This is a genomic window from Paenibacillus phytorum, from assembly GCF_013141715.1.
Classification (GTDB): domain Bacteria; phylum Bacillota; class Bacilli; order Paenibacillales; family NBRC-103111; genus Paenibacillus_E; species Paenibacillus_E phytorum.
The window spans coordinates 14,944-40,279 of record NZ_WHOA01000218.1 but is presented as its reverse complement, the minus strand read 5'-3'; the positions used below and the strand labels follow the sequence as shown (position 1 = coordinate 40,279).

General features: G+C 45.1%; 29 protein-coding genes. 25 read left to right on the top strand and 4 right to left on the bottom strand.

Annotation, left to right across the window (positions count from 1 at the left end; genetic code table 11):
* Nucleotides 1-152 precede the first annotated feature (152 nt).
* The 7 genes from tsaA (at nt 153) to GC098_RS30425 (ending at nt 6,323) form a co-directional block, all read left to right on the top strand.
* Nucleotides 153-611: a tRNA (N6-threonylcarbamoyladenosine(37)-N6)-methyltransferase TrmO gene (tsaA, locus tag GC098_RS30455; protein WP_171647273.1), complete on the top strand. Its 459-nt coding sequence runs from the start codon at nt 153-155 to the stop codon at nt 609-611.
* Between the two features lie 47 nt (nt 612-658).
* Complete coding sequence (locus GC098_RS30450) at nt 659-1,378, top strand: response regulator transcription factor (protein WP_376773994.1); 720 nt, start codon at nt 659-661, stop codon at nt 1,376-1,378.
* Nucleotide 1,379: 1 nt separating this feature from the next.
* Complete coding sequence (locus GC098_RS30445) at nt 1,380-2,315, top strand: sensor histidine kinase (protein ID WP_171647271.1); 936 nt, start codon at nt 1,380-1,382, stop codon at nt 2,313-2,315.
* Between the two features lie 134 nt (nt 2,316-2,449).
* Nucleotides 2,450-3,382 carry an ABC transporter ATP-binding protein gene (locus tag GC098_RS30440; protein WP_171647269.1) on the top strand — a complete coding sequence of 311 codons (933 nt, stop codon included), beginning with the start codon at nt 2,450-2,452 and terminating at the stop codon, nt 3,380-3,382.
* Entirely contained in the window at nt 3,366-4,061 is a 696-nt protein-coding gene (locus GC098_RS30435) for an ABC transporter permease (protein ID WP_171647267.1), read from the top strand. Before GC098_RS30440 ends, GC098_RS30435 begins: the two co-directional genes overlap by 17 nt.
* Nucleotides 4,062-4,091: 30 nt before the next feature.
* Nucleotides 4,092-5,516: an alpha/beta hydrolase family protein gene (locus GC098_RS30430; RefSeq protein ID WP_171647266.1), complete on the top strand. Its 1,425-nt coding sequence runs from the start codon at nt 4,092-4,094 to the stop codon at nt 5,514-5,516.
* 417 nt (nt 5,517-5,933) lie between these two features.
* Nucleotides 5,934-6,323: a VOC family protein gene (locus GC098_RS30425; RefSeq protein WP_171647264.1), complete on the top strand. Its 390-nt coding sequence runs from the start codon at nt 5,934-5,936 to the stop codon at nt 6,321-6,323.
* Nucleotides 6,324-6,381: 58 nt separating this feature from the next.
* Here the strand turns inward: GC098_RS30425 and GC098_RS30420 are convergent, their stop codons facing one another.
* Nucleotides 6,382-6,672, bottom strand: a complete 291-nt coding sequence (locus GC098_RS30420) for a hypothetical protein (RefSeq protein WP_171647262.1) — start codon at nt 6,670-6,672, stop codon at nt 6,382-6,384.
* Between the two features lie 199 nt (nt 6,673-6,871).
* Between GC098_RS30420 and yjcZ the strand changes: the two genes are divergently transcribed.
* The 6 genes from yjcZ to GC098_RS30395 all read left to right on the top strand — a co-directional run bounded on the left by yjcZ (nt 6,872) and on the right by GC098_RS30395 (nt 9,524).
* On the top strand, nt 6,872-6,982 hold the full coding sequence (gene yjcZ, locus GC098_RS30415; RefSeq protein ID WP_171647260.1) for a sporulation protein YjcZ: 111 nt from the start codon (nt 6,872-6,874) through the stop codon (nt 6,980-6,982).
* Between the two features lie 54 nt (nt 6,983-7,036).
* Nucleotides 7,037-7,303 carry a hypothetical protein gene (locus GC098_RS30410; protein ID WP_171647258.1) on the top strand — a complete coding sequence of 89 codons (267 nt, stop codon included), beginning with the start codon at nt 7,037-7,039 and terminating at the stop codon, nt 7,301-7,303.
* A 37-nt stretch (nt 7,304-7,340) separates the two neighbouring features.
* Nucleotides 7,341-7,445, top strand: coding sequence for a YjcZ family sporulation protein (locus GC098_RS39640; RefSeq protein ID WP_216625476.1), 105 nt, complete (start codon nt 7,341-7,343; stop codon nt 7,443-7,445).
* 430 nt (nt 7,446-7,875) lie between these two features.
* Nucleotides 7,876-8,073, top strand: coding sequence for a hypothetical protein (locus GC098_RS30405; RefSeq protein ID WP_171647256.1), 198 nt, complete (start codon nt 7,876-7,878; stop codon nt 8,071-8,073).
* Between the two features lie 188 nt (nt 8,074-8,261).
* Complete coding sequence (gene lepB, locus GC098_RS30400; protein WP_171647254.1) at nt 8,262-8,936, top strand: signal peptidase I; 675 nt, start codon at nt 8,262-8,264, stop codon at nt 8,934-8,936.
* Between the two features lie 48 nt (nt 8,937-8,984).
* Nucleotides 8,985-9,524: an SMI1/KNR4 family protein gene (locus GC098_RS30395; protein ID WP_171647252.1), complete on the top strand. Its 540-nt coding sequence runs from the start codon at nt 8,985-8,987 to the stop codon at nt 9,522-9,524.
* 110 nt (nt 9,525-9,634) lie between these two features.
* Here GC098_RS30395 and GC098_RS30390 read toward each other — a convergent pair whose 3' ends face one another.
* Complete coding sequence (locus tag GC098_RS30390; protein ID WP_171647192.1) at nt 9,635-9,853, bottom strand: hypothetical protein; 219 nt, start codon at nt 9,851-9,853, stop codon at nt 9,635-9,637.
* Nucleotides 9,854-10,259: 406 nt separating this feature from the next.
* Between GC098_RS30390 and GC098_RS30380 the strand changes: the two genes are divergently transcribed.
* From GC098_RS30380 to GC098_RS30350, 7 genes are all read left to right on the top strand, one after another.
* On the top strand, nt 10,260-11,948 hold the full coding sequence (locus tag GC098_RS30380; protein WP_171647248.1) for an extracellular solute-binding protein: 1,689 nt from the start codon (nt 10,260-10,262) through the stop codon (nt 11,946-11,948).
* Nucleotides 11,949-12,030: 82 nt separating this feature from the next.
* Nucleotides 12,031-12,936 (top strand): ABC transporter permease, encoded by a 906-nt coding sequence (locus GC098_RS30375; RefSeq protein WP_171647246.1) that lies wholly within the window; start codon nt 12,031-12,033, stop codon nt 12,934-12,936.
* Nucleotides 12,937-12,967: 31 nt separating this feature from the next.
* Nucleotides 12,968-13,852 (top strand): carbohydrate ABC transporter permease, encoded by an 885-nt coding sequence (locus GC098_RS30370; protein ID WP_171647244.1) that lies wholly within the window; start codon nt 12,968-12,970, stop codon nt 13,850-13,852.
* Nucleotides 13,853-13,894: 42 nt separating this feature from the next.
* Nucleotides 13,895-15,628 carry a sensor histidine kinase gene (locus GC098_RS30365; RefSeq protein ID WP_171647315.1) on the top strand — a complete coding sequence of 578 codons (1,734 nt, stop codon included), beginning with the start codon at nt 13,895-13,897 and terminating at the stop codon, nt 15,626-15,628.
* Between the two features lie 38 nt (nt 15,629-15,666).
* Nucleotides 15,667-17,337 carry a response regulator transcription factor gene (locus GC098_RS30360; protein ID WP_171647242.1) on the top strand — a complete coding sequence of 557 codons (1,671 nt, stop codon included), beginning with the start codon at nt 15,667-15,669 and terminating at the stop codon, nt 17,335-17,337.
* Between the two features lie 33 nt (nt 17,338-17,370).
* Entirely contained in the window at nt 17,371-18,069 is a 699-nt protein-coding gene (locus tag GC098_RS30355; protein ID WP_171647240.1) for an N-acetylmannosamine-6-phosphate 2-epimerase, read from the top strand.
* Between the two features lie 5 nt (nt 18,070-18,074).
* On the top strand, nt 18,075-18,971 hold the full coding sequence (locus tag GC098_RS30350) for an ROK family protein (protein WP_171647238.1): 897 nt from the start codon (nt 18,075-18,077) through the stop codon (nt 18,969-18,971).
* 246 nt (nt 18,972-19,217) lie between these two features.
* On the opposite strand, the gene GC098_RS41800 is transcribed toward GC098_RS30350, so the two are convergent.
* Nucleotides 19,218-19,520, bottom strand: a complete 303-nt coding sequence (locus GC098_RS41800; RefSeq protein WP_376773996.1) for a GerAB/ArcD/ProY family transporter — start codon at nt 19,518-19,520, stop codon at nt 19,218-19,220.
* Between the two features lie 22 nt (nt 19,521-19,542).
* Entirely contained in the window at nt 19,543-20,412 is an 870-nt protein-coding gene (locus tag GC098_RS30340) for a LysR family transcriptional regulator (protein ID WP_171647234.1), read from the bottom strand.
* A 132-nt stretch (nt 20,413-20,544) separates the two neighbouring features.
* On the opposite strand from GC098_RS30340, the gene GC098_RS30335 reads away from it, so the two are divergent.
* The 5 genes from GC098_RS30335 (at nt 20,545) to GC098_RS30310 (ending at nt 25,293) form a co-directional block, all read left to right on the top strand.
* Complete coding sequence (locus GC098_RS30335; RefSeq protein WP_171647232.1) at nt 20,545-21,708, top strand: YbfB/YjiJ family MFS transporter; 1,164 nt, start codon at nt 20,545-20,547, stop codon at nt 21,706-21,708.
* A 354-nt stretch (nt 21,709-22,062) separates the two neighbouring features.
* On the top strand, nt 22,063-22,443 hold the full coding sequence (locus GC098_RS30325) for a MerR family transcriptional regulator (RefSeq protein WP_171647230.1): 381 nt from the start codon (nt 22,063-22,065) through the stop codon (nt 22,441-22,443).
* A 3-nt stretch (nt 22,444-22,446) separates the two neighbouring features.
* Complete coding sequence (locus GC098_RS30320; RefSeq protein ID WP_171647228.1) at nt 22,447-23,418, top strand: oxidoreductase; 972 nt, start codon at nt 22,447-22,449, stop codon at nt 23,416-23,418.
* Nucleotides 23,419-23,911: 493 nt separating this feature from the next.
* Complete coding sequence (locus GC098_RS30315; RefSeq protein ID WP_171647226.1) at nt 23,912-24,481, top strand: TetR/AcrR family transcriptional regulator; 570 nt, start codon at nt 23,912-23,914, stop codon at nt 24,479-24,481.
* A 68-nt stretch (nt 24,482-24,549) separates the two neighbouring features.
* Nucleotides 24,550-25,293, top strand: a complete 744-nt coding sequence (locus tag GC098_RS30310) for an SDR family NAD(P)-dependent oxidoreductase (RefSeq protein ID WP_171647224.1) — start codon at nt 24,550-24,552, stop codon at nt 25,291-25,293.
* The last annotated feature ends 43 nt before the right edge of the window (nt 25,294-25,336 follow it).

Sequence of the window (25,336 nt, the reverse complement as noted above, 5' to 3'; positions counted from 1 at the left end):
TTTAAATATATACTCAGACCTCAGCCCGTTGCTGTGGGTCTCTTTGTGCCATTCAACGAGTGGGCAGATTAGCGAAATAATTGTTTTACAGATATTGAACTATTAACCTTTAATAATCATAATAATATTATCCAATATATAGGAGGTAACCTATGTTCAGTGTTAAACCAGTCGCATATGTCAGAAACAGTAGAGAAGTAATAGAAGATGATTATTGGGGCAATATTGTATCCACTATTGAACTCACAAGTGAATTTAGCGAAGAAAGCGTACAGGGGATCGAGGATTTTTCCCATCTAGAAGTCATTTTCTACTTTAATCAAGTGAATGATGATAATATTCAATTCGATGCCAGACACCCACGAAACAATAAAGAGTACCCTAAGGTAGGGATTTTTGCGCAGCGAGGTAAAAACAGGCCGAACAAACTGGGGTTAACTACAGTAGAGGTCTTAAAGCGCGAGGGCAAAATTATTTACATAAAAGGTCTTGATGCAATAAACGGGACACCAGTGTTGGACTTGAAGCCTGTAATGAAGGAATTTGCCCCGAAAGGAGAGACTAAACAGCCATACTGGGTATCAGACCTTATGAAAGAATACTGGGAATAATCAACTTATAACGAATATATTAATCAGATAGCCAGGAGAAAATTGTTATGAAAGAAAGGTTGGAATTAATGACGCATCGCATTCTTCTTGTAGAGGACGATCTCTCAATCAGCAACATGGTCAAAGGTTATTTATCAAATGAGGGGTTTGGCATTGTTTGCGCTTTTAACGGGGAAGAAGCGTATCAAATTTTTTTGCGTGAGAAGTTCGATTTAATCTTGTTAGACCTGATGCTCCCGAAGCTGAATGGCATGGATTTTCTGAAAATGATTCGTGAATCAAGTAATTTGCCGATTTTAATACTGTCCGCGAAGGATGGAGAAGTGGACAAAGCTTTGGGACTTGGTTTTGGTGCTGACGATTATATTACCAAACCTTTTTCAATGATCGAGCTTGCAGCGAGAGTAAATGCCGCAATTAGACGTGCGAAACAATACTCTATCTCCGAGAAGTTAGCAGAGGATAGAGTTATCACCGTAAACGAGCTTACTATGGATTTGGAGAATTTTATAGTCAGTAAGAATGGCATAGATATTAAGGTGACCTCAAAAGAGTTCGCTATCTTGAAATTATTGTTTACTAATCCGAAGCGTACGTTTACGAAAGAACAGATTTACGGATTAATTTGGAACGAAGACTATTATGGGAACGAGAATGTCATTAACGTTCACATGAAACGATTAAGAGACAAGATCGAAGATCATTCATCAGAGCCCAAATATATTAAAACCCTTTGGGGGTTCGGGTACCGATTGGGGGAATTCTGATTTGAACTTAATAGGAATCTGTATTATTGTCCTGTTAACCATTGTCATCTATTTGCAATATAAATCAGCACGGGAAAACAGAAGCAACTTGATATATATATCCAGAAAATTGAATGCGATCATCTCCGACAATAACCCAGAGAAGCTTCTTCTGGTCACAGACGACCCAACTTTGAAAGATCTGATCATAGAGATAAACCGTCTGCTTGATTCCAATCGCAAAGTTATCGTGGATTACACGCGAACCGAAGCTTCTATGAAAATGATGTTGGCTAATATTTCGCACGATCTTAGAACCCCTCTTACGGTTGTACTTGGATATATAGAAACGTTATTGCATCGACCCCATTTAAGCGCGGATGAAAAAGATCGACTATTGGCTGAGGTGCAAGATAAAGCAAAAGAATTATTAGAGTTGATCCAGAAGTTCTTTGACTTGGCCAAATTGGAGTCGGGAGATAAGAATATTCCATTGACGCGCGTGAATATGAATGAGGTTTGTCGCAAAAGCATGCTGCTTTTTTATAACCAAATCCAATCCGAAGAGATGGAAGCGGTAATTGAAATTCCGGATGCTCGAACATTTGCCTATGGAAATGAAGAGGCTTTGGAACGGATCTTAAATAATTTAATATCGAATGCGATTCGATATGGCACTGAGGGTAAGATCGTAGGTTTGACTCTAAGGCAAGACGAACATTATATCTTTGTCGACGTTTGGGATCAAGGAAAAGGAATTACCGAAAAACATAAGGACTTGATTTTCGAAAGAATGTACACGTTAGAAGATTCCAGAAATAAATTGTACCAAGGAAGCGGTCTGGGACTTACGATTACAAAAAGGCTGGTTGAAAAGATGCGAGGCAACATTTCTCTGCGAAGCAAACCCTATGAAAAAACGATTTTCACTGTGCAATTGCAGCAAATTCATTCTTAATGAACTATCTTATATTTTCCGCCGATTGGCGGTTTTTTTTGTTCGCAAGTAAGATTTTCTTAAGATTTATATCACAAATAAGAACATTTTAGCTGAGATAATAAAGTTAATTCATAGAAAGTAGGAGAGCGGTCATGACTTATATTTTAAGAACAAAACAATTGACTAAAACGTATCGAGAAAAAGAAGTTGTCAGCAACGTGAGCATGAATGTTCAAAAAGGAGAAATATATGGATTTTTAGGTCCAAATGGTGCCGGTAAAACAACGGTTATGAAGATGATGACCAATCTTGTAAAACCGAATAGGGGAGAAGTTGAGATTTTCGGTGAAAAATGGACAAATTCGTCATACGAACCGTTAAAAAGGATGGGCATTGTAATCGAAAATCCGATTTTCTTCGAGAAACTGACGGCAAGAGAAAACCTAGAGCTTCATTGCGAATATATGGGGTTTCATAATAGGAATGCCATAAATGAAGCGTTGGAATTGGTTAACCTGAATCAAGCCGAAAGTAAACCCGTGAGAGAGTTTTCTCTCGGAATGAAGCAGAGACTGGGTATTGCTAGGGCTATAACAATAAAGCCGGAGCTGTTGATTCTAGATGAACCTATCAACGGGCTTGACCCAATCGGCATCCGCGAATTTAGAGACTTATTCAAGATGTTGAACAAAGAATTCAACATTACGCTGCTGATTTCCAGCCATATTTTGGGGGAAATCGAACAATTGGCCGATACGATCGGTGTCATTCGAGAAGGTCTTTTATTGGAGGAAACGTCTATGGAAAGCATTCGCGGTTCGCACACGGAATTTATTGAGGTGGTAACAGACGATGTCAACAGGGCAGCTTTTGTTCTCGAGCATACGATGCACATCACCAATTTCAAGGTTTTGGATTCCAAACTCGTACGAATCTATGATGCAGAGATGTCATCTAGAGAACTTATACAATATTTTATTGCAAATGGCATTGCTATTGAAACAATAAGCAAAAAGAAACAGACACTCGATGATTATTTCTATCAACTCATACATGGAGAGGTTACAAATGTTGAATTTAATTAAACTGGAAATGCGAAGATTTGGAATTGCTGCCTATGTAAAGAGCATCATCATCATCAATTTCTTAATGAGTGCCATCGTGTTGGCTCTGTATTACGCGGTACCTCTAACTGGAGAGCCTAATCCCTTAGCCAGTTATCAGGATGCTTTGTTTATTATTGATAGGTTAGTCAGGGTTGTTTTTATCCTATATGCGGCGGTTCTTATCTCTAGGCTGATTATCGGGGAATACAAGAACAAGACCATTTCATTGCTGTTCACGTACCCGATCAATCGAAAAAAGATCATACTTTCGAAACTTTTGATCGTATGTACGCTAACCTTTGCGATGATCTTGATTTCCAATGTATTTGTAACCTTCATTTTCTGGGTCGCCGATTCCATAGTCAGTTATATTCCTGGCTCGTTAGCCATGGAAGATTTAGGGCAACAGGCGATAAAAATCGTTGTTCAAGCAGTTGCCGCATCTGGGATGAGTTTAATCCCATTATACTTCGGCATGTTGAAAAAATCGGTTCCGACCACCATTCTGTCGTCCTTTATTGTGTTGCTAATTACAACGACTAGTATTTTTAGAGAAACTCTGGGTTCAATCATCTTGACATCAGCTTTATTGGCGGCAGCAGGTCCGTTGGTTTCTTATTTATCAATCCGAAATGTCGAATACACGGATGCATCCTAATAGAATTCTATTGAAATGAGGTAATGAACGATGTTAGTACGATCTTATGTATGGGGTCGAGAAATATCTCAGTTAGCACTGATTTTCGCAATGATGGTCGCAATGCTTTGTTCCTTTGCCGTTCCGGCGAATGCCGAATCCACAGGGATTACCAGCACTGAAGTTTCGTTTCTCGGCGATGGAGATGTCACGCTGCATGGAACGATAGTGGCTCCATCGTCAACTGGCAAGCACTACCCAGGCATTGTAATGGTAGGCGGAGCCGGGCCTGTCAAGCGAGATGAGTTTCAGGAGGTGGCCGAGGCGTTCGCCAAAAACGGAATTGTCACTTTGATTTATGACAAAAGATCAATCGGCTATTCGATGCTGCATCGGGATTATTCCATACTCGCGAATGATTCCATTGCAGGTATGCAGCTGTTGCGGACACAGAAAAATGTAGATCAGAACCAGGTTGGAATATTCGGACTGAGCGAGGGAGCTTGGGTAGCCCCTCTTGCTGCAATACAGGCTCCTGAAACAGCTTTTGTTATTGCGGCAGGCGCAGTAGGTGTATCGCCGGCACGTCAGCAGGCATGGGCTTATGGCGAATTTTTGCGCCATGCCGGTGTAACCGGATCGTTTCTAAAAATGATGCAGGTAAACGGCATCAGGCAGCTTGTCGATGCAGGCTTGTTTACTCAGCATGCTTACGATCCTGTACCGTCTTGGGAGCAAGTCCATCAACCCGTGTTGGCATTGTGGGGGGCTCTCGATCGCGAAGCGGTGCCAGAAGAGAGCTCGCACATTATTCAGCAGGCTCTTGAACGTGGAGGTAACACCCACTATACGATTGCTTTTATTGAAGGGGCTCGACATAACTTGAATGTTAGTTTCAATGGAGGCTTTGACAGACCCAAAGAGCTCGCTGATGGTTTCGCAGATACAGTAGGTTCCTGGGTTAATGATTTAGCCCAAAGCATTCCGATCATTAGCGTTCAAGCGGCACCGCATCAGGATCGAAAGAGCGTTGCAATAATGTCGCTCTCATGGCTTGAATCCGGTTGGCTGCAGCTAGGTGCTCTTCTTCTTTTCATAATTGCATTCAGCAGTTATCCCTTCGTTGCCCTATACCACATTGTATTTAAACGGCGCAGTGCTGTGTTGGCCCAATTACCTGCACGTTGGCTTGTTGCCGTTGGTTTGACAACTATTCTGGGGTTCGTGATTTATTTCCTTTTCACTGTGGTTACTGCCGCGAATCTTATCGGTCCTGTAGTTTTAGGCCAACCCATACCTTGGCTTGTTCTTCGACTCCTAGCTATCGCGACTATTGTACTCACAATCTTCACTTTTGCGTCATGGCGTCGGAAATTGCACCAGATCACTGGCGGAGTTCGAATACAACTTTTCTTATTGGCTTTAGCTGGTGTTGTGTTCATTCCTTGGGCGTTTTACTGGAGACTTCTAATATAGATTCGCCCTCATCAGGAAGATTACAAGCAGGGTGAGAATATTTTTGTTTTGTTAAATAGTTCATAACCGCTAGTTGTATTCGAGTTATTAAACACATTCAAAAGCAGGCAGTCGAAGAAAAAGACATCACTAAATAAGACGCGGCTCAGTCTCTTTTTAAAAATCTGCAGCGCATAGGATATTGGTAATCCGTAGATTAGGAGTCTTCTATCCTTTCGGGTGCAGGTGATCTAACTTATTCACACTGGCGACAACTGATGAGGAGGGACGGGCAGTTTAATTTAATATTGATACGTAGAACTGTACAACAACTAACGGCAAGTTGTCGTGTTTTTACAATATAGTTTTTCGCGATTATGTTAAACTTGGAGGATAGCATAGGGCAAGTCCCATTTCGTAAAGAGAGGTAGTGGAAAAGTGAAACTATCGCAAGTTCGACTGTTGGTAAAAAACTTCGATAAAAGTGTGGCATTTTACAGAGACGTGATGGAGATTCCATTGGGATTTTCCGAAGAGAAGATGCAGTTCGCATCGTTTAAGACTGGCGAAACAAAAATAGAAATTTTTTCCAATGAAAATATGGCGGAAGTGATCGGTGAACACAATCTTCTATCCGAGGAAGAATCAAAATCGAAATTCTTACTCAATTTTGAAGTGGATCAAGTCGATGAGTTTTGCGCCCGTTTGAAAGATAAAGGGGTGGTACTCCTTAACGAGCCTCATGATAGGCTGGCCTGGAATGCCAGGGTTGCCCATTTGCGCGATCCTGATGGCAATGTGATCGAACTATACAAACACCCGCTTTAACGGCCCTGGCTTGGGTTTGGTTCATTTAACAAAAGTATCACACTCATGGAGATGTTGTTCATCTAATGAGGAACAATAGTTGAGGGGCTTGCTTCGCGGCAGCTCCTCTTTTGTTTATTAAAGTAACGGGCAGGGCGCGTCTAGCCAAGCTAGGTACAACTAACTGATGCAAGTTCAGTCGGGGTAAGGACCAAGCCGCTACGTTGCTAGCAGGCAGACGTTTGCGAAATCCAACGGCTGAAGCCCTGTGAAAAGTCACGAAACCCGCACGAAGTTTTTTTTCGTAAACAGTAGAAGACCGACCTATCTCTTTCAATCGCTCCCGCAGCTGCCAGATCCGAAGGATCATGATGCTTTGGATAAACTATTGCCTTGGCCACAAACATTACCCGTGAGCTGTCACGTATTTAAAAATAGAGTACTTGAGTCCTCATCGTCTTACAAATGAAAACTTCAAAACAGGCTTTTTCTGTCTGACATTTGTCCATGCAATTCAAATGCCATTGAAATACAATAAACCATCTGATAGCAGAAGGGAGCGAGATGGAATGGGTTATGCTGCAGGAGGTTGTTATAGCGGTGGTTTGGGTACAAGTACGGCTATTGTCTTGGTTCTCTTCATTCTTTTGGTTATTATCACCAGCACATTTGTGTGGTAATTCGTAACAGACCTCAAGCTTTTTAAGAAAATGCACCAAATGGAGGTTGTAGGAATGTCGATCAACAATAATAAGCTAAAATCCCTCATGGGCAAACATGTGTACGTAATGACTCGCCAAGGGCAAGTTTTAGAGGGAACTTTGGATAAGAGCACGCGTGACAAAATCTATCTTCGTTCAAATGCCAAATCAGTAAGCACTAGCGCATTTACACCGTTCAGCCCATTCTTTAACCCAGTCACTCCACTTGTCCTTTTTGATTTGTTAGCCATTGAGGAGTCCCCATTTTTCTTCCGTAGGTCTCCGTTTTTCTTTTGGTAGTACCGAGACTGAGTCACTTGAAAGGAGTGATTGATATATGGGATATGCAGCAACAGGAGCAGGATATGGCGGCAGTAGTTCAGCAGCAGTATTGGTTCTCTTTATTTTGTTGGTTATTATTACTATGACTTTTGCAATATGATATGCAGCAATAGGTAATATATTAAATTTAGATCCACAGCTCGTTGCTGTGGATCTATTTCTGTGCTCGAACGTATCTTTGATAAGCTTTGGGAAACTTTTCAGTGGGGCATTAAGCTAAAATAGTAACTCGCTTTAAAACTGGTTGAACTAACGGAAAACAAGAGTTCAATAAACAAGGAAGGCAGCCGATGCAGTTTGGACTTATTCAACTTCAGTAAAGGGTAGGAATTGGGGGGCACGCAACGACATCAATAATTCTTGGATCAATGCCATAAAACATCCAAAACGCTCCATTCCACCTATAACCTGAAACTTCACCGTACTCTACACGAGTTGGATAAAACCAGAAATTGTCACCATTTAGAAGCCAGACATATGTGTATTCATATAAACAGTCAACCACATAGGATACCTCAGGTTTTGGAGGGATGAATGCAGGTGGAGGAGACTGCGGTTGTCTCATGTACACCTGCGGTTGTGGGATAGAAAACATTGAATTCCACTTCCTTTTAAAAAGTTTAAATTTAATCGTATTTCATGCTATGTGGGTTAATAACTATTTGACTGTACAGGTGCCTAAGACGATGAAGAAGTCAGTCGATCAACAAACAACAAGTCTGATCTAAATAATCCGCCATATGGCTTACCGATCGATATAAGAGATTCTGGTTTTATTGGTGATGAACTCGGCTCTGGAATTATCGCTTGGTCGCAATAAAAGAGAAAACGAATCAAAAAAATGGTATTATATGGGTGGTTGATTAAAATTAAAATGAAGTACATAGCTTATCTTCTGAGGAGGGCTAGTGAGTTAATGGTTATGAGAGTGTTTAATGTGACTATGGCGTGTTGCTTACTGCTAATTTCATTAACGGCATGTAATGAAGAACGCATTGTGGATTCAAAAACCACTCCTATTTTGCCCGAGGTAGAGGTTAAGCAAGGAATGGAAACGATAACCTACCAACTGGATGGTATGGACGAAACTTTTAATACGAAATTAGGTGGCAAATTAGTATTAAGTGAATTGAATGAACCTCCGAAACGAGGAGATGTCGTGTATTATAAGACGCCACCTCTTAACGTGGAACACGTCTTCCAAAATGTAAATCCGGGTTGGAAACCACCGATCTACGATATTGCTCGCATTGTCGCTCTTCCGGAAGAGTCAATTATGATCAGAGACGGGCAGGTTTACATCGACGAGAAAAAATTAGACACTTTTTATGGGAAAGCGCTCATGTGGGGTCAGGGCGAAGAATCCTACTTCAATAATTTGAATAAACCTGGCTCTGGTGTCTGCGACTCCGACTGTCAAAAGAGTATGACGAAATATTTCCACATGGACATGCCAGAAATAAAAATACCGGCGGGTCATGTATTCCTGCTAGGAGATACATGGGCTAGGAGCGTGGATAGTCAAACCTACGGTCCAATTGCAATTGATCAAATTGAGAGAGTCATTATTGGTCGGGAAAGAAAACCTTGATGATCTGAGGCTAGTAATTACCAAAATCTTGGTGAAGCAGGTGTATAGATGAATCAGATGGTTTATAAGACATTAGAAAGCTTAAAAGCACGTATAGAAAAATCTCCGACAATGTATTTTCAGCGAGGTTCAGGGCATTTAATGCCCTGCTCTTTTTCTTTTTACAAACCAACTTCAGAAGAAAATATTCTAACCTTCTTTGAGGAAACAGGCTTCCATATACCTGAAAGTTACAAAGATTTTCTAATGCTGAATGATGGTGCTATCCTCTTCAATGATATTTCTGAGTACGCTAATGGTGCTTGGGCTATATTCGGTTTAGAGGATATCTTGGATTATATTGAACAGAAAGAAGCCTCTGACAATTTATATGTTATTGCAAAGTATGATTCCACTCTGATCTATATCGATTCCTCACGAGTGAAAGCAGGAAGAGAAGATTATATATTTGTTGGATCAGCTTATGTGCCTGATGCGGAAGACATTGTTTTGAACTTTGAGCTCTGGTTTGAACGTTTGGTTGTGTCACAAGGGTCGTTTTTTTGGGATTGGAACACATTGAACTCACTTAATTACAATTGCGAATGAAGGTGCTGATCATTAGGAGCCTGCCGCTGATTTATATGGGCAGGCTCCTTCGATTTGCGAAACATACTGCCTAGTAAAGAAAACGCAATCCGTTCACCATCGGCAGGTCGCTAGACAGGGTGGAGATTCCGACGAAACCGCTCGTACCTTCGTAACTGGTCTCGGTCACCGTCGCCAGACCATTGAACTGCTGTGATGGACCCTGCTTCAGTAACAACGCGGATCGGTGCAGGATGGTGGATATTAATCGGAGACGGCCAGGATTTGTTGGACGCCGCCTTGTGAACGTTCAGTCCGTATCGTGTTGAAGTAGCCTTTACGTTCGACAAATTCGGTTGTGCTGTATGCAATGGCGGCGCTGGTAGATGGTATTGGGAGACTCTAGGTTGTTTGCAGCGATTAAAGCAACGAGAGGCACTTCCCACCTCTTAGCGATCGCTGACACCGAATCGCCGGGTTTTACTGTATTGAACGTCTACACGAAGAAGACCTCCTCTTAACCACCTTTTGATACCCAGTGTATTCAGAGGAACAATGATGCAGAAGAACTTGCGGATGTTGTACATAATGGATTCAATCCACGATGGGATTTTTATTCGCCGTCAAGAGGTGTATATCAAAGTAAACACTGGTATATGGAAGGATTGCGTTTCGTTTCTTATACTTAAACTATCAAAGGAAGTTGAAACGCGTACAACATCCTGAGTAACATGTTAGTCAAATGGGAGGGGTCATATGAATATGAAACTGAGAGGGAAGGACGTTCTCGCAACCGCTTTGATTACCAGTCTTATCGCCGCAACCGCGTGCAGCAGCAAAACGGAGAATAGCCCGCAACCGTCCGCGTCCGCGACAGCATCTGCAACAGCAGCACAAACGCCGGAATCGAAAAAAGTGCTTGAAGTATCCACGATCAGAGAAGGCGATCCGTATTTGAAATTCGATGCTGGCGAAACATTCGACAACAATTCCGTATATGCTGCTTACGAGAAAGACGTTGGCGTCAAGATTACGAACCAATGGGTTGCCGCAGATAACAACCAGTTCAAGGAAAAGCTCAAGATCGCAATTGCCTCGAACGATATTCCTGATTTTATGCTCGTTGATGCTACTCAGCTCCAGCAGCTAATTGAAGCGGATATGATTATGGATATTACTAGCGTTTACGATAAGTTCGCTACTCCGGAAACCAAAAAATTCATGCAAGCGGACGGCGGTACCCAAATGAAATCGGCCACTTTTGGCGGAAAGCTGATGGCCATTCCGAGCACGTCTAATCCGTACTACGCCCAGTTTCTATACGTACGTACCGACTGGCTCAAGAAGCTGAATTTGCCGGAGCCGAAAACGATGCAGGATCTGATGACCATCGCGGAGGCGTTTAAGACGAAGGATCCTGGAGGAACTGGAAGAGCTTACGGGATTGCATTCAACAAGGATATGAAAGAAGACGGGGCAACCGGCTTCATTGGTTTCATGAATGGCTACCATGCCTATATGGACTCGAATGCGGATTCCAATCATTGGATTGATGACGGTACCGGCAAACTTGTCAAGGGTTACGTACAGCCGCAAATGAAAGAAGCGCTCAAGGCGCTGCAAGACATGTTTAAAAAAGGTCTGATCGATCCGGAATTTGCCGTGAAAGACACGCAAAAGGAATCGGAACTCATTTTCGGTAACAACATAGGACTTGTATATGGCGCCGAATGGGTGCCGGCGCACCTTGCGACCGGTGCGATCAAAGACGGCAAACAAGTGCAGGAGTGGGGCGTATATCCGATTCCATCCGTGGATAACAAGCCGGCCAAAGCACAAATCGGGATAGGCGGCGACAGATATTACGTCGTGTCAAAGAAAGCGAAAAATCCGGAAGCCGTCATGAGGCTGCTTAATCAATGGATCATCGCCGACAACAATCAAACGGAAGATAACAAAGTATATGAGTTTGGCAAAGACCGCGTTGAAAAGAAGAACAACTACTGGTTGCTTAATCCGCTCAGGGTTGGCAGCTTATCGAACAATAACGGCGAAGTGCTGCCGAAGGCGATCGCAGCCAAAGACGCGAGTATGGCGAAGACGAAAGATCAGAAATCTCGATACGAACGGGCTATGAAATATGTAAACGGCGATACGAGCATGTGGTGGGAATATTGGATTTCAGGTCCGAAGGGTTCCTACTCCCTTATTCCGGATATGAAAAAGAACAATCAGTTCGAACAAACGAAGTTTTTCGGGGCACCGACGCCAACGATGGTGGAGAAGAATGCGATCCTCGAGAAGAAGCGCGACGAAGTATTTTTCAAAATTATTATGAACCAGGTATCGGTTGATGAGTTCGATAAATTTGTCGCCGATTGGAAGAAGCTTGGCGGAGACCAAATCACCAAAGAAGTGAATGACTGGTACGCGAAGAACAAATAGTTCTTCTCAGGGAGAGGGATCAGGTACGATCCCTCTTTCTATTCAACCTTGACGAGGTAATTTAAGCAGGTGGTGGTACAGGATGAAATCGATCTCGCGCATGTGGAAACGTGAATGGCCGCTTCATTTGATGCTGATCCCGGGACTGATTTTTGTCATCGTTTTCAGTTACATTCCAATGGCGGGCATTATCATGGCGTTCCAAAAATATATTCCGACCAAAGGTCTGTTCGGCTCTCCATTCGTCGGATTGAAAAACTTCAATTATATGTTCGTTTATCCCGACATCGGCCGAATTTTTTTCAATACCGTCTATATTTCTGTCATGAAAATCGTGGCGGGTTTATTCGTACCGATTACGATTGCTATCCTGCTCAACGAGATGAGCAGGCAATGGATTAAACGAACGTTCCAAACGCTCGTTTACTTGCCTCACTTCATGTCCTGGGTGCTGTTGAGTGGCATATTGATCGATGTGCTCTCCCCAACAACCGGAGTGCTCAATCAAGTGTTCGGTTTGTTCGGCATCAATCCTATTTACTTCCTGGGTAACAATCACTGGTTTCCTTATGTGATGGTCGTGTCGGATGTGTGGAAGGAGTTTGGGTACGGTACGATCGTTTACTTAGCGGCATTAACTAGCATTAACCCGTCGCTTTACGAAGCTGCGGAAATTGACGGCGCAGGACGTTGGAAGCAGACGCTGAACATTACGATTCCAGGCATGATGCCGATTATTGTGCTGATGTTTACGCTAAACATCGGCAACGTCCTCAATGCCGGTTTCGATCAAATATTCAACTTGTACAGTCCGCAAGTATACGAAAGCGCCGACATTATCGATACGTTCGTCTATCGGATGGGCGTCGAGCAGTCCCAGTTCGGATTCGCCACGGCGGTCGGCTTGTTGAAATCGATCGTTTCGTTTATTTTCATCTCGGTTTCGTATTTCCTCGCATACCGTTTCGCGAATTATCGCATTTTTTGAGTAGAGTTATAAGGAAGAGAGGGGACTCAACATGGGTTACAAAATGTCACTCGGCCGTCAGCTTTTCTTGAGCGCTAACGTCATATTTTTGGCGGCGATCTCATTTGCCTGCCTGATGCCCATTATTCATATATTGGCCTTATCGTTTAGCTCCGGGACAGCGGCATCCGCCGGCAAGGTCATGCTGTGGCCTGTCGACTTTACAACAGCAGCGTACAATAATGTATTCGGTAAGCCTGAATATTTGCGCGCTTTCCGGGTTTCCTTCGAACGGCTCATTCTCGGAACGTCCATCAGTATGTTTCTGACGATTCTGACTGCATATCCGTTATCGAAAGAAACGAGGCAGTTTCGGCTAAGGACATTTTACGTATGGGTGTTCGTATTCACGATTTTATTCAGCGGTGGCCTCATCCCATGGTATTTGACGGTGAAATCGCTCGGATTGATCGATACGATATGGGCGCTCGTGCTGCCAGGCGCGCTGCAGGTGTTCAACATTATTTTGCTGCTTAACTTTTACAGGAACCTGCCCAAAGAACTGGAAGAATCAGCACGGATCGATGGTGCTGGACATTTTGCGACACTATGGAAAATTTATGTTCCCTTAGCTCTTCCTGCTCTCGCGACGACCGGACTGTTTACGATGGTATGGCACTGGAACAGTTGGTTCGACGGCATGATTCTGATGAACCATCCTGATAAATATCCGCTGCAAACGTTTCTGCAAACCATAATTATTAAACTCGATTTCCGCTTCCTCAAGACACAGGACGCAGAGTTGATCAGCAAGTTGTCCGACCGGACTAGCAAGGCGGCGCAAATATTCGTAGCGGCTTTTCCCATATTGATCGTTTACCCGTTCCTTCAACGTTTCTTCATTAAAGGAATTGTGATGGGGAGTGTCAAAGAATAAACATTCAGGATTCTCTACCAAAACTTAGCAGGTGAACGAATGATGAAACGCTTTTTCCGACTAAGGGATTCTTCCATATTTAAAAAAATGTTGGCCGCCTTCATGGTGGTGCTTCTACCGCTTATGGCCATTACATGGCTGATCAACGAGAAAGGTGCGGAAAGCATCCGAAAGGAAATATCTCAGTCGACTCTTAATACGACGGGGTATTACCTGGACTCGCTTGAAAAAGAGGCGGACCGGATCGTGCGATATTTGCCCAAATACGTGACGGATGACGACTTGATCGAATTAGCTGCTACCGGCAATGAATTGTCTCACTACGAACGGGCGGAGAAAATATTGGACATTCAGAAGCGGCTTGTGTTAATGAAGGACTCAAGCCCATTTATTCAGGAAGCGAAAGCGTACGTTCCGTCTATCGACCGAACGCTGATGAGCATCAAATTCGACACGTCGATCGACAGGCAGGAATATGCGGCGATGCAACCGAAAAACAGGCCATACGAGGAACCGTTCATTTATTGGAACGATCGGCTGTTCATCTCTATGCAGTACCCGGCAAATACGCGGCGTGAGCCGCTGTTCGTCGTCGGGGTGGAATTGTCCACTCGTAAAATCAAGGAATCGCTGGCTCAAATCGGCAGTTCGCTCGATGGCCGAAGCATCCTGCTTAACGTGGACCGTGGCTGGCATATCCAGAGCGTCGACGATCCGGACCTGTTGGGGACAGTCGAAGCTTTTATCAAGGATAAACAGGCAGAAGGTAAGAAGGAAGGCTACGAAACGGTCCGATACGGGGGAAAGAGCTATTTGTCGGTTTTTAAGTACTCTCCACTCTGGAACTCTTATTCGATAAGCTTGATTCCCGAAGCGAACGTTCTTGGTCCGATTCAAACCTATCGCGTATGGTTTTGGTGGGCTTGCGCGCTCGCACTGGTTGTCGGCTTATTTTTCTCATACTTTCTGTTCAGGCTTATTTATAAACCACTCATGCGGCTTGTCCATTCGTTCCGCCACGTCCAGGAAAACCGACTGATGCCGATCACCATCGACCGTGGACATGACGAATTTGGGTATCTGTACCAGGCCTTTAATGATACGATTCGGTCGCTGCGAACGTTGATCGAAGAAAACTACGAGCAGCAAATCCGCAACCAGCGGTCGGAACTGAAGCGGCTGCAATCGCAAATCAATCCGCATTTTTTATACAACTGCTTCTTTGTCCTATGCCGGTTGATCAAATCCGAGCGCCAGAAGGAGAAAGCGTACCAGTTTTGCTTGTACATCGGCGAATATTTTCATTTCATTACGAGGGACGGCGAGGACGAAATCCCGCTAGCACTGGAAGTGAAGCATTCCCGCACGTATGTAGACATGCAGACGGTCTGCTACGGGGATCGCATCCAAGTGAGGTTTGACAGCGATGTACCGGAGCTCTCCATTCCACGCCTAGTGCTCCAGCCGATTATCGAGAACGCTTACAAGTATGCGCTGGGCAACAAGCGGACCGATGGCGAACTTTGGGTACACAGCGAGAAGAACGAAGACGGGTACTCTTTCTATGTCGAGGATAACGGGAGCGCCGTAACGGATGAAGAGATCGACCGGCTGAACTCCCGTTTGCAGCTCTCTGAAGGCCGTCTCGAAGAGACGACAGGCCTTGTCAACGTTCATCGCAGAATCCAGCTTCGCTACGGTGCCGAATATGGCATCACGATGGCGCGTTCTGGGCTTGGCGGCTTGAAAGTGAGGATTCATTTCGGCAGCAGTTAAGCAGCTGATCTTCCAGAAATGCTTGAGGAGGGGAATGTATGTACCGATTGCTTATCGTCGACGATCTTCCGATCATCGTTGATGGCCTGATTGAGCTTTTTGAACAATCGGATTTGGATCTCGAAATCCTGAAGGCTTATTCCGGCGAGGAGGCGTTGGAGGTACTTCAGAACAACCGGGTCGATATCGTCATTTCCGATATTAGAATGCCCGGTCTTGAAGGGATCGAGCTGCTGCAGGAAATTAAAGCACAGTGGCCGGCTTGTAAAGTCATTTTTTTAACCGGCTATAACGATTTCCATTATGTGCAGAACGCTGTCAAATACGGCAGCTTCGAATATATATTGAAGATCGAAAGCGATGAGAAAATCATCCGTTCGGTTGAACGGGCGATCGAAAAGTTCGAAGAGGAATACGATCAGCTGCGAATGTTTGAAAGAGCGAATAACCGGATGCGGTTGGCGCTGCCATCGCTGCAGAAAGATTACATTTCTGGACTTCTTCAGGGCAAATCTGTAACTAAAAGCCAATTAGAGAATCACTTCAAAGATATCGATATGCCGCTGCGGGCGGACATGCCGATTATTTTGCTGCTTGGACGGGTCGATGATTGGAAGGACATGATAACGGCTCCGGATAAAGCGCTGCTTATTTACGCCGTGCAAAATGTTACCGAGGAGTTTTTGTCGCCATACGTGCGAAGTTATTCCTATGTGTACGACCAGTCCAAAATCGTATGGTTCATCCAACCATTAGGCGTGAACGATGCGCCAACGCAAAAGGTTTCATCCGACTTGCTGTGGAAACAAACATCCACATATGTAAGCGGCATGCTCGAGAAGATTCAGCATACGTGCAAGAAGCTGCTGCAGCTGCCAGTCTCTTTTATTCTAAGCAGTGAGCATACGGCATGGAGTGGTGTTTTCGAAAGGTTTCATAGTTTGAAATATGGTTTCGTATACGGAATGGGATTGTCCAACGAGGTTATTTTGAGCGATTCCGACATCAGACGGGCGGAGGAAGGCACGGCAGCAGATAGGCAGAACGATTTTTTCCATTATACCCGCGTGCAGCTTCTCACCAAATCCCTGGAGAACTGCCACCGTGAAGAATTTTACAAACTTTATCTGGAATTGACGGAGATTTGGGGCGAGGAAAACTGCCCGTACGAGCGGAAAAAGGAGCTTTATCACTCCATGGCCGCCGTATTTCTGGCATACATCAATAAAAGCTCAGAGTTGCGCGCATATTTAAACGAGGTTCATGATTTGGCTCCGCTGTTCCAGTACGGCGATAAGAACTCCTGGCTTTTCTTAAGGCAATATTTTATGCAAACGGCGGATTGCCTGTTCGACTGGAACGCAGTCCAAGGCGCGATGCTTCCCGCTGAAGTTGTGCAAAAAGCGCATCGATACATCGAAGCACACATTTCCACGGATATTTCTCTTAATGCAATCGCGGACCACGTCGGATTGAATCCATCGTATTTTTCCAGACTGTATAAGCAAATGACCGGTATCGGGTTATCTGAATACATCATCGATTATCGGAATTTGAAAGCGAAGGAGCTGCTCATTGGCAGCGCCATGAAAGTGAACGAAATCGCCGCCGAACTCGGCTACAACTCTGCACTGGCCTTCATCCGTTTCTTCAAGAAGCAGAATGAAACGACGCCTCAAGAATTCAGAATGCAGCGGTTGAAAATATAGGAACATTCGATTGTAAGTTAGGAGTTAAATGGGATGAGAAAATTAATTACTGAAAGAGGGATCGTTGTCTCATGTCAGGCCTATATGGGTGAGCCCTTGTATGGTCCGCATTATATGGCGGAAATGGCCAAAGGGGCTGAATTAGGCGGAGCCATCGGGATTCGCGCGAATGGAATTGCCGATATATTTGTCATGAAACAGTCTATTCAAGTGCCAATTATCGGGCTGCATAAAAGGAACATTGAAGACAACGACGTGTATATTACGCCGACTCTTAAGGACGCTTTGGCTGTATATGCGGCTGGGGCTGATATCGTTGCCATTGATGGAACAAATCGGATGCGCCCTGACGGAAGAACGTTAGCGCAAACGGTTCAGGAGCTCAAGAGGATCAACATCCCGATTATGGCCGATATTTCGAATGAAGAGGAAGGTCTATTCGCAGCTGAATTAGGGGTGGATTATATTTCGACAACACTTTCGGGCTATACGCCATATAGCACGCAATCCAGCAACCCCGATATCGAATTGGTCGCTCGACTGGCAAGCGTCGTTCGTGTTCCAGTTGTTGCAGAAGGAAAGTATTTTACAGCCGAGGAAGTCAACCGCGCTTTGGAAGCCGGAGCACAATTCGTTGTTATCGGAAGTGCGATCACGCGCCCCCAGCATATTACCGAGAGATTTGTTCAAGCGATATCCAGCCAAATAAAATCGGACAATGAAAGGTTGTAAGGCAGATGAATGCGATTGGTATCGATATCGGAGGTACTTCGATAAAAGGAATCGTCATCAACGACCAAGGTCAAATATTGAAGAAAGCCAAGATTCCGACTACCGCTGAACTAGGAAGAGAGCATATTCTAAGCAACATGGGATCTGTCATTGCGGATCTTCTGGCTTCGCAGAATGATGTGCTCGGCATCGGAATCGGCACGGCCGGAAGAGTCAATACGGAAACCGGGGACATCGTATATGCGACAAATAATTTGCCGGGCTGGCAGGGTGTGAATATGAAACCGTTGCTTGAGTCTGAATATGGCCGGTCTGTTTTCATTGATAACGATGCGAATACGGCATTGATTGGTGAAGCGTGGCTTGGTGCTGGCAAACCATACCGGGATTTGACGATGTTAACGCTAGGCACCGGGGTTGGAGGCGCCAATATGGTGCGCGGTGAACTTATCCGTGGAGCGCTATGGAACGGCGGCGAATGGGGGCATGTTGTTCTGGTCCCGCGAGGGCGGCTTTGTAATTGCGGTCAATACGGATGTATGGAACAGTATGTGTCCGGTACTGCTTTTGTAGCAGCTGCGCGAGAGGTCACCGAATTTCCATATATGACGGGCGTGGAGGTACTGCAAGATTTTATAAAAGGGCAACCGCAACTCGTAGGCATGGTCGATCGTTTTTTGGACGATTTGGTGATCGTCATCAATAACATTCATCATAGCCTAAATCCGCAAGCGATTATAATCGGCGGCGGACTTGTCGATTCTCGGGAGTACTGGTGGGGATTGCTCACGACCAAAGTGAAGCAGTTACAGCTTGGCATCGAGGTAAAATCGGCGGAACTTGGCAATCTGGCGGGGGCGATTGGAGCAGCCAAACGGGTGTTTTTATCGATGGAAGGATAAAGTAAACAAGTGTATATAAAAGTAAGAAGTTATGGGGAATGCATTTAAAGCCTATCCGGTGAAAAAAGTATAGGGCTGGGCGTATTAGTTACTGCATAGTTGAATAAAGGCAGCGTCAGTTTAGGACTTTAATTTCACGTCCGAGTCTGCCGCTGCCTTTTTATTTGAGATCTGTCAAATACTTATTATTCAAGATTTGACCGCTAAATGCGATGAACGAAACTTTGGTTGGTTACTTAGGTTGATTCAAATAAGGAAGAAGCCACCCCAAAATAATAAAATAGTGCCAACGTTAAACTGACAATGATAAAAGGAGTTCTCATGAGGAAAGCGGTATTTTCCTGGCCATTTGCCAATGATTTGTGAACTGTACTGTATAATCGTCAGACCCGGGTGACGATTCGACAATTTTGACATCACCCAAATGTTTAATGACCCGATCAAGACCGCAGGAAAAATCGTTATCCATGCATCTTGCTTAACTACATGTATACAGGTGCAAGCAATGTACTTAAGTAGATTAAAAAACTGAGTATGAAGCCAAATCATAGATAAGCTCAATTCCAGTACCTTAGCTAAAATGGGCTCGCATCTCTGATAAGAAGGCTGACAATGCGGGCGTGATTAAAGCGTCTTTGCGTCTGATGAACACAGTTGTGACAATGGTATGCTTGCCGGGGATCGCATGGCAGCGGATTCGGCCTTGCTGTTCCGACTCGGCTATGATAGAACGCGGCAGAAGAGAAATGCCAAGGCCAGCGCCGACACAGCCGATTATCGTTTCAATCGATCCGAATTCCATCAGCTTAACGGGCACTATGCCTTCTTCATGGAGCAGCTGATTTAATTTTACCCGGTAGGAGCAGCCGCTGTGGAATACGAGAAGCGTAGACAGCTGCACATCATGGATGGAATTAACGTACGGATGGGAGATCGAGGTGACAAGTACCAGCTCCTCATCAATGACGTTTTCCTGAACCAAATCGGGATGCTCCACGGGACCGGCCACGAATGCCCCGTTCAGCTCATAATGAAGAACGGCATGAATGTGCTTCTCGGTAGGACCGGTGATTAAAGAGAAGTCGACTGTTGGATAGTCGGTATGATATTTGATAAGCAGTTTAGGCAGACGAACGGCGGCTGTTGTTTCCAAAGACCCTATATGAAGCGGTCCTGCGGGAACGGAGGAGTCTCCGACGGCCAGTCTGGCTTCCTGAATGACATGCAATATTTTCTCCGCATAGGAAACTAGGATTTGACCGGAAGGGGTAAGCGTAATGCCCCGATTATGGCGGTAAAAAAGCTGTGTCTGCAAATCGGCCTCCAGCTGTTGAATCTTATGGGTAACGTTGGATTGGGCAAAGTTTAATTTATTAGCCGCTTTAGAAATGCTACCTTCGTGCGCCGTGGTAAAAAACACTTTGAGCAACTGAATATCCATATAGCCTCCTGTATATTTAGGTTTAGATATCTGATATTGAGATACTCATCATCATTATTCTGTATTATACATGATAACAGGAATCATTGTATGATGAATGAACAGGCCAAGGTAAAGACAGGAGGAAAGCGTATGGGGAGAAGGAAGTTGATCGTTTTACTTGGAGGCATAGCGGCACTGATGGTTGCTATGGGAATCGGAAGGTTCGCCTTTACTCCTATCCTCCCGATGATGATGGATCACCATCTGTTCTCTGCCGCGGGTGCAGGCTATCTGGCTTCGAGTAATTATTTGGGGTATTTGATCGGCGCGTTAGTCCTGACGCTGGTCCAATTTAAAAGCCGATCCATGCTGCTGTTCGCCGGGTTAATCGTTAGTATTGCGACCACATGGGGAATGGGTGAATTCCATAACCTCGAGGCCTGGCTCGTGCTCCGGTTTTTGTCGGGCTTAGCCAGCGCGGTCGTGTTAGTTATCGCATCCAGCATCGTACTGGATCGTTTAACGGCACTCCAAGCCGGAATATTCTACGGAGGTGTGGGAGCGGGCATCCTGCTGACCGGACTTTCGGTTCCGCTGCTTGCCCGAAACGGCGATTGGATCGAAGTATGGAAGGGACTGGGCATGATCAGTCTGATCTTAGGTCTGGCAGCCTGGTCTTCGTTACGGGACAGGCATACCGATACGAAGACGTTAAGCTCTCCTCATGACCATCACCCTTCGACCGTTCGACGGGTCTTGATATGTTTAATGATTGCCTATGGCTTGGAAGGCTTGGGCTACATTGTTACCGGGACCTATCTTGTAGCTTTCGCCAAAACGGTTTCGAGCATCCCAAATATTGCATCACTCAGTTGGATGCTGGTTGGTATTGCCGCGGCGCCTTCGTGTGTCGGTTGGTCTATACTTGCCTCCCGATGGGGAAAAAAGTGGTCATTGACCGTCTCCATGCTGCTGCAATCCATAGGCATTGCGATTCCGGCTCTTATTCCTTCTTCAACCGCCGTATTCGCTGGCGCCCTTCTGTTCGGCATAACCTTTATGGGGATAACGACGCTGTCCATCTCGTTTGCCAAGGATTTATATCCGCAGAACAACCGAAAGATTATAGGATTGCTGACCACCTTCTTTGGCTTGGGACAAATGATCGGACCGCTCATTGCAGGTCTTCTGATCTCAGGAAATGGCAACTACCTCACTGCTTTAATCGGAGCGGCTTTCATAGTCTTCTTGGGGGCGCTTAGCTTGCCGCTGGGTATCGGCCGTTCCGACAGGAGGCAGTTCAAACAACTGTAGTCATTACCGATGAGGTGAACACGGATAATTGGGGAATCGGCAGCGAGACAGTAACGAAGCGCCGTGAAGAAGGCAAATAAGGTTGGTTTCTCGAAAGCAATGGCTATAAAGGTTATGAGTATAGTAGTAAATAGAGTTCGTTAGTGAATGTTCATTTTTGTGAACATTCACTTTTCACATTTAGGGGATTGAGTCGAATCGTGTGGATCTACCTACAATAACTCAAAACAGACCATTATATGATGGTGAGGCTGAAGAAAATCGCTTGACATGGAGTAAACTCCATACCTTACGATACAAATGAAATCGAACAAGCTTAGTCGCATAATCAATAAGCTGGGAGGAGGGAGAGGGATGGAGTCTACATTTTCAATCGCAGAAATTTCCAAAAGAACCGGTCTCAGTTATGATACGATACGTTATTATGAGAAAATCGGGCTGCTGCCGCCAGTGAAGCGTAAGGAAAACGGGCAGAAGGAATACGACAAGCTCCATCTCGACCGTTTCGTGTTCATTACCCATCTAAAACGAACCAATATGCCGCTGAAGGAAATTGAACGGTATATGACCCTGGCATCCGCTCGAAATTACGAGAGTTGCTACAGCGTACTTAATGAGCACAAACTCAAAATTGAGTCGCAGATGGCGGAAATGCACACTACATTGGAAATGATGAATTACAAGCTAGACCACTTTAAGGACCTGATGAAGCGTTCAGGTTTAGGAGGAGAATGAACTATGCATACAGATAACACATATAAGATTACACCTCAAGCACCGATCCCATCGGGTTTCGGGCCGCAAACAACAGCGCGGGAAGTGCTAGCCGGACGTGACCTAAGCGGCAAGATCGCCATCGTGACCGGCGGGTACTCCGGCGTCGGACTTGAGACAACCCGCGCTCTGGCGGAAGCAGGTGCGACGGTAATTGTACCCGCGCGTACGATGGAGAAAGCCCGCGCTTTGATTGCTGATATCCCGAGAGTGGTGCTGGAGGAGCTGGATCTTATTGACCCCGATTCCATCGATGCATTCGCGCAGCGGTTTCTGAACACTGGCCGGCAGTTGGATATGCTCATTAATAATGCAGGCATCATGGCTCCTCCGCTGGTGCGCGATGCACGCGGCTATGAATCCCAGTTCGCGACCAATCACTTGGGACACTTCCAGTTGACGGCTCGGCTCTGGCCGTCTTTGAAACAAGCAGGAGATGCGCGAGTTGTCTCCGTCTCCTCAACCGGTATCCGCTTCGGAGGCGTTGATTTTGAAGATCCAAACTTCGAACGTCAGGAGTATAACAAATGGAAGGCCTATGGACAGTCTAAATCTGCCAATGCGCTATTTGCTGTCGAGATGGACCGCTTAGGCAATGCGTACGGCGTGCACGCCTTTTCAGTCCATCCTGGCAGAATCATGACTGATTTGGTTCGTTATATGTCATATGAAGAGAAGAACGCAGCAGGTGGGGAATTCAAGACCACTGAGCAGGGAGCTGCAACTAGCGTATGGTGTGCGACGAGTCCTCAGCTTGAGGGCAAAGGCGGCGTTTATTGCATGGATGCCGATATTGCCGAGGTCATTACGGCCGAAGCACTGCAGGGGCTTGGTCAAGTGATGTCCGGTGTACTTCCTTGGGCGATCGATCCTGGCTTTGCGGAGCGGCTTTGGTTGGTCAGCGAGGAGATGACTGGCGTGAAGTTCAGGACCTGAGCGTGACACTACATTAACAATTACATTTAACATTGAAATGATCAACTTGAAAACAACTGAACCTAAGTTTGTAGGATCAGTTGCTTTTTTGTTCAAAATGGAAACAATCTCTTTTCCGTCTAGAGGCCGTGTATGTTTTTTCGAAGCTTAGCTTTCTTGGCAAACCTATACGGCTGGTGCCGTGGTAAGAAACACTTTGAACAACTAAATATCCATATAGACTTCCAGTATATTTAGGTTTAGATATCTGAAAATGAGATACTCAATATCATTAATCTGTATTATACATGATTACAGAAATCAGTGTATGATGATTGAGCAAGACAAGTTGATCGTTTTGCTCGGAGGCATAGCGGCACTGACTGTTGTTGTGGAATGGGAATGTTCGCCTTTACTCCTATCCTCCCGATGATGATGGATCTCCATCTGTTCTCTGCCTAGGGTGCGAGGAGAGGGGGTTGACATGCTATCTACTAAAAGGTAGAATGACGCCATGACAAAAACGAAGAATACAGCAGAGGCTATTTTGGATACTGCTCAGTCGATTGTTCAGGACGTCGGGTTTAACGGATTCAGCTATACACACATTGCAGAAAAAGTAGGGATACGCACCGCTAGTATTCATTACCATTTCCCGAACAAGGAGGATTTAGGAGAAGCGCTGATTGCACGGTATCACAGACATTTTATTTCAGCAATTGCTCAAATCGATACCGAGACACGGAACAATTTGGAAAAGCTACGAAAATTCACATTGCTATACGGTGGCCCTGTTCAAGATTATTGTACTTGTCTGGGCGTCATGTTTTCAACTGACCTGGCAACTTTATCAGGTAAGACACGAGAAGGGCTAGCTCAGCTTTTCACCGCCAATTTAGAATGGTTGGAACGAGTGTTGGATCAGGGGCGGCGTGAAGGGCATCTAAACTTTGAAGTTACCGCGGATGTGCAAGCCCATCAATTTCTTGCTTCGCTCCAAGGTGCGCAATTACTTGCAAGAACTTTTCGGGATTTGAGTAGATTTGATAGGATTGCCGATGGATTAATATCCGCTTTAACTTAAAAAAGAAGGCGGATTTTTTTACAAATAAAATTCTACCTTTTAGTAGGTAGACAAAGGAGAATGGGGAAATGAGTTTTCAAGGTAAAGTAGCAGTGATTACAGGTGGAAGCAGCGGTATTGGAAAAGCAGCGGCAATTGAACTGGTGAAACGAGGAGCCAATGTAATCATCAATGGCCGCCGCGAACAAGCGCTAGTAGAGGCTGCAAAAGAGGTCGATCCGACAGGTGCGCATGTCGCATATGTTGCCGGCGACATTTCAGATCCCCAAATAGCTGAACGCTTAATCGGCGAAACACTTTCGCGCTTTGGACGTATCGATACACTGGTGAACAATGCCGGCATTTTTATAGCAAAACCATTCACGGACTTCACTGAAGCGGATTTTGAATCAATACTGTCCATCAATGTGGCAGGGTTCTTCCATGTTACTCAGCGTGCGGTGACAGAGATGTTGAAGGCGGGTTCCGGCCACATCGTCAACATCACGGCAAGCGGAGTCGTAGAGCAGCCACTTAAAGCCGTGCCATCTGTACTTGCTGCACTGACCAAAGGAGGCTTGAACGCGGCAACGAAATCGCTGGCGATTGAGTATGCGGACAAGGGCATTCGCGTGAACGCAGTCGCGCCGGGGATCACTAAGACGCCGATGCATTCGGTTGAGACACATGATTATTTGGCTCAATTGCACCCAGTGGGCCGAATGGGTGAGGTTCAGGATATTGTTGACGCAATTGTCTATCTGGAATCCGCACAATTCGTGACCGGAGAGATTCTTCATGTCGATGGCGGTCAAAACGCCGGACAGTGGTAAGCTGTAAATAATTTTTGAACGCGGACAAATACAGAATTTAGAA

Coding starts and splice junctions, on each gene's coding strand:
- tsaA (WP_171647273.1), top strand. CDS start 153: ATGTTCAGTGTTAAACCAGTCGCATATGTCAGAAACAGTAGAGAAGTA.
- GC098_RS30450 (WP_376773994.1), top strand. CDS start 659: ATGAAAGAAAGGTTGGAATTAATGACGCATCGCATTCTTCTTGTAGAG.
- GC098_RS30440 (WP_171647269.1), top strand. CDS start 2,450: ATGACTTATATTTTAAGAACAAAACAATTGACTAAAACGTATCGAGAA.
- GC098_RS30435 (WP_171647267.1), top strand. CDS start 3,366: ATGTTGAATTTAATTAAACTGGAAATGCGAAGATTTGGAATTGCTGCC.
- GC098_RS30430 (WP_171647266.1), top strand. CDS start 4,092: ATGTTAGTACGATCTTATGTATGGGGTCGAGAAATATCTCAGTTAGCA.
- GC098_RS30420 (WP_171647262.1), bottom strand. CDS start 6,672: ATGATCCTTCGGATCTGGCAGCTGCGGGAGCGATTGAAAGAGATAGGT.
- yjcZ (WP_171647260.1), top strand. CDS start 6,872: ATGGGTTATGCTGCAGGAGGTTGTTATAGCGGTGGTTTGGGTACAAGT.
- GC098_RS30410 (WP_171647258.1), top strand. CDS start 7,037: ATGTCGATCAACAATAATAAGCTAAAATCCCTCATGGGCAAACATGTG.
- GC098_RS39640 (WP_216625476.1), top strand. CDS start 7,341: ATGGGATATGCAGCAACAGGAGCAGGATATGGCGGCAGTAGTTCAGCA.
- GC098_RS30405 (WP_171647256.1), top strand. CDS start 7,876: ATGAATGCAGGTGGAGGAGACTGCGGTTGTCTCATGTACACCTGCGGT.
- lepB (WP_171647254.1), top strand. CDS start 8,262: ATGGTTATGAGAGTGTTTAATGTGACTATGGCGTGTTGCTTACTGCTA.
- GC098_RS30395 (WP_171647252.1), top strand. CDS start 8,985: ATGAATCAGATGGTTTATAAGACATTAGAAAGCTTAAAAGCACGTATA.
- GC098_RS30380 (WP_171647248.1), top strand. CDS start 10,260: ATGAATATGAAACTGAGAGGGAAGGACGTTCTCGCAACCGCTTTGATT.
- GC098_RS30375 (WP_171647246.1), top strand. CDS start 12,031: ATGAAATCGATCTCGCGCATGTGGAAACGTGAATGGCCGCTTCATTTG.
- GC098_RS30370 (WP_171647244.1), top strand. CDS start 12,968: ATGGGTTACAAAATGTCACTCGGCCGTCAGCTTTTCTTGAGCGCTAAC.
- GC098_RS30365 (WP_171647315.1), top strand. CDS start 13,895: ATGAAACGCTTTTTCCGACTAAGGGATTCTTCCATATTTAAAAAAATG.
- GC098_RS30360 (WP_171647242.1), top strand. CDS start 15,667: ATGTACCGATTGCTTATCGTCGACGATCTTCCGATCATCGTTGATGGC.
- GC098_RS30355 (WP_171647240.1), top strand. CDS start 17,371: ATGAGAAAATTAATTACTGAAAGAGGGATCGTTGTCTCATGTCAGGCC.
- GC098_RS30350 (WP_171647238.1), top strand. CDS start 18,075: ATGAATGCGATTGGTATCGATATCGGAGGTACTTCGATAAAAGGAATC.
- GC098_RS41800 (WP_376773996.1), bottom strand. CDS start 19,520: ATGATTTGGCTTCATACTCAGTTTTTTAATCTACTTAAGTACATTGCT.
- GC098_RS30340 (WP_171647234.1), bottom strand. CDS start 20,412: ATGGATATTCAGTTGCTCAAAGTGTTTTTTACCACGGCGCACGAAGGT.
- GC098_RS30335 (WP_171647232.1), top strand. CDS start 20,545: ATGGGGAGAAGGAAGTTGATCGTTTTACTTGGAGGCATAGCGGCACTG.
- GC098_RS30325 (WP_171647230.1), top strand. CDS start 22,063: ATGGAGTCTACATTTTCAATCGCAGAAATTTCCAAAAGAACCGGTCTC.
- GC098_RS30320 (WP_171647228.1), top strand. CDS start 22,447: ATGCATACAGATAACACATATAAGATTACACCTCAAGCACCGATCCCA.
- GC098_RS30315 (WP_171647226.1), top strand. CDS start 23,912: ATGACAAAAACGAAGAATACAGCAGAGGCTATTTTGGATACTGCTCAG.
- GC098_RS30310 (WP_171647224.1), top strand. CDS start 24,550: ATGAGTTTTCAAGGTAAAGTAGCAGTGATTACAGGTGGAAGCAGCGGT.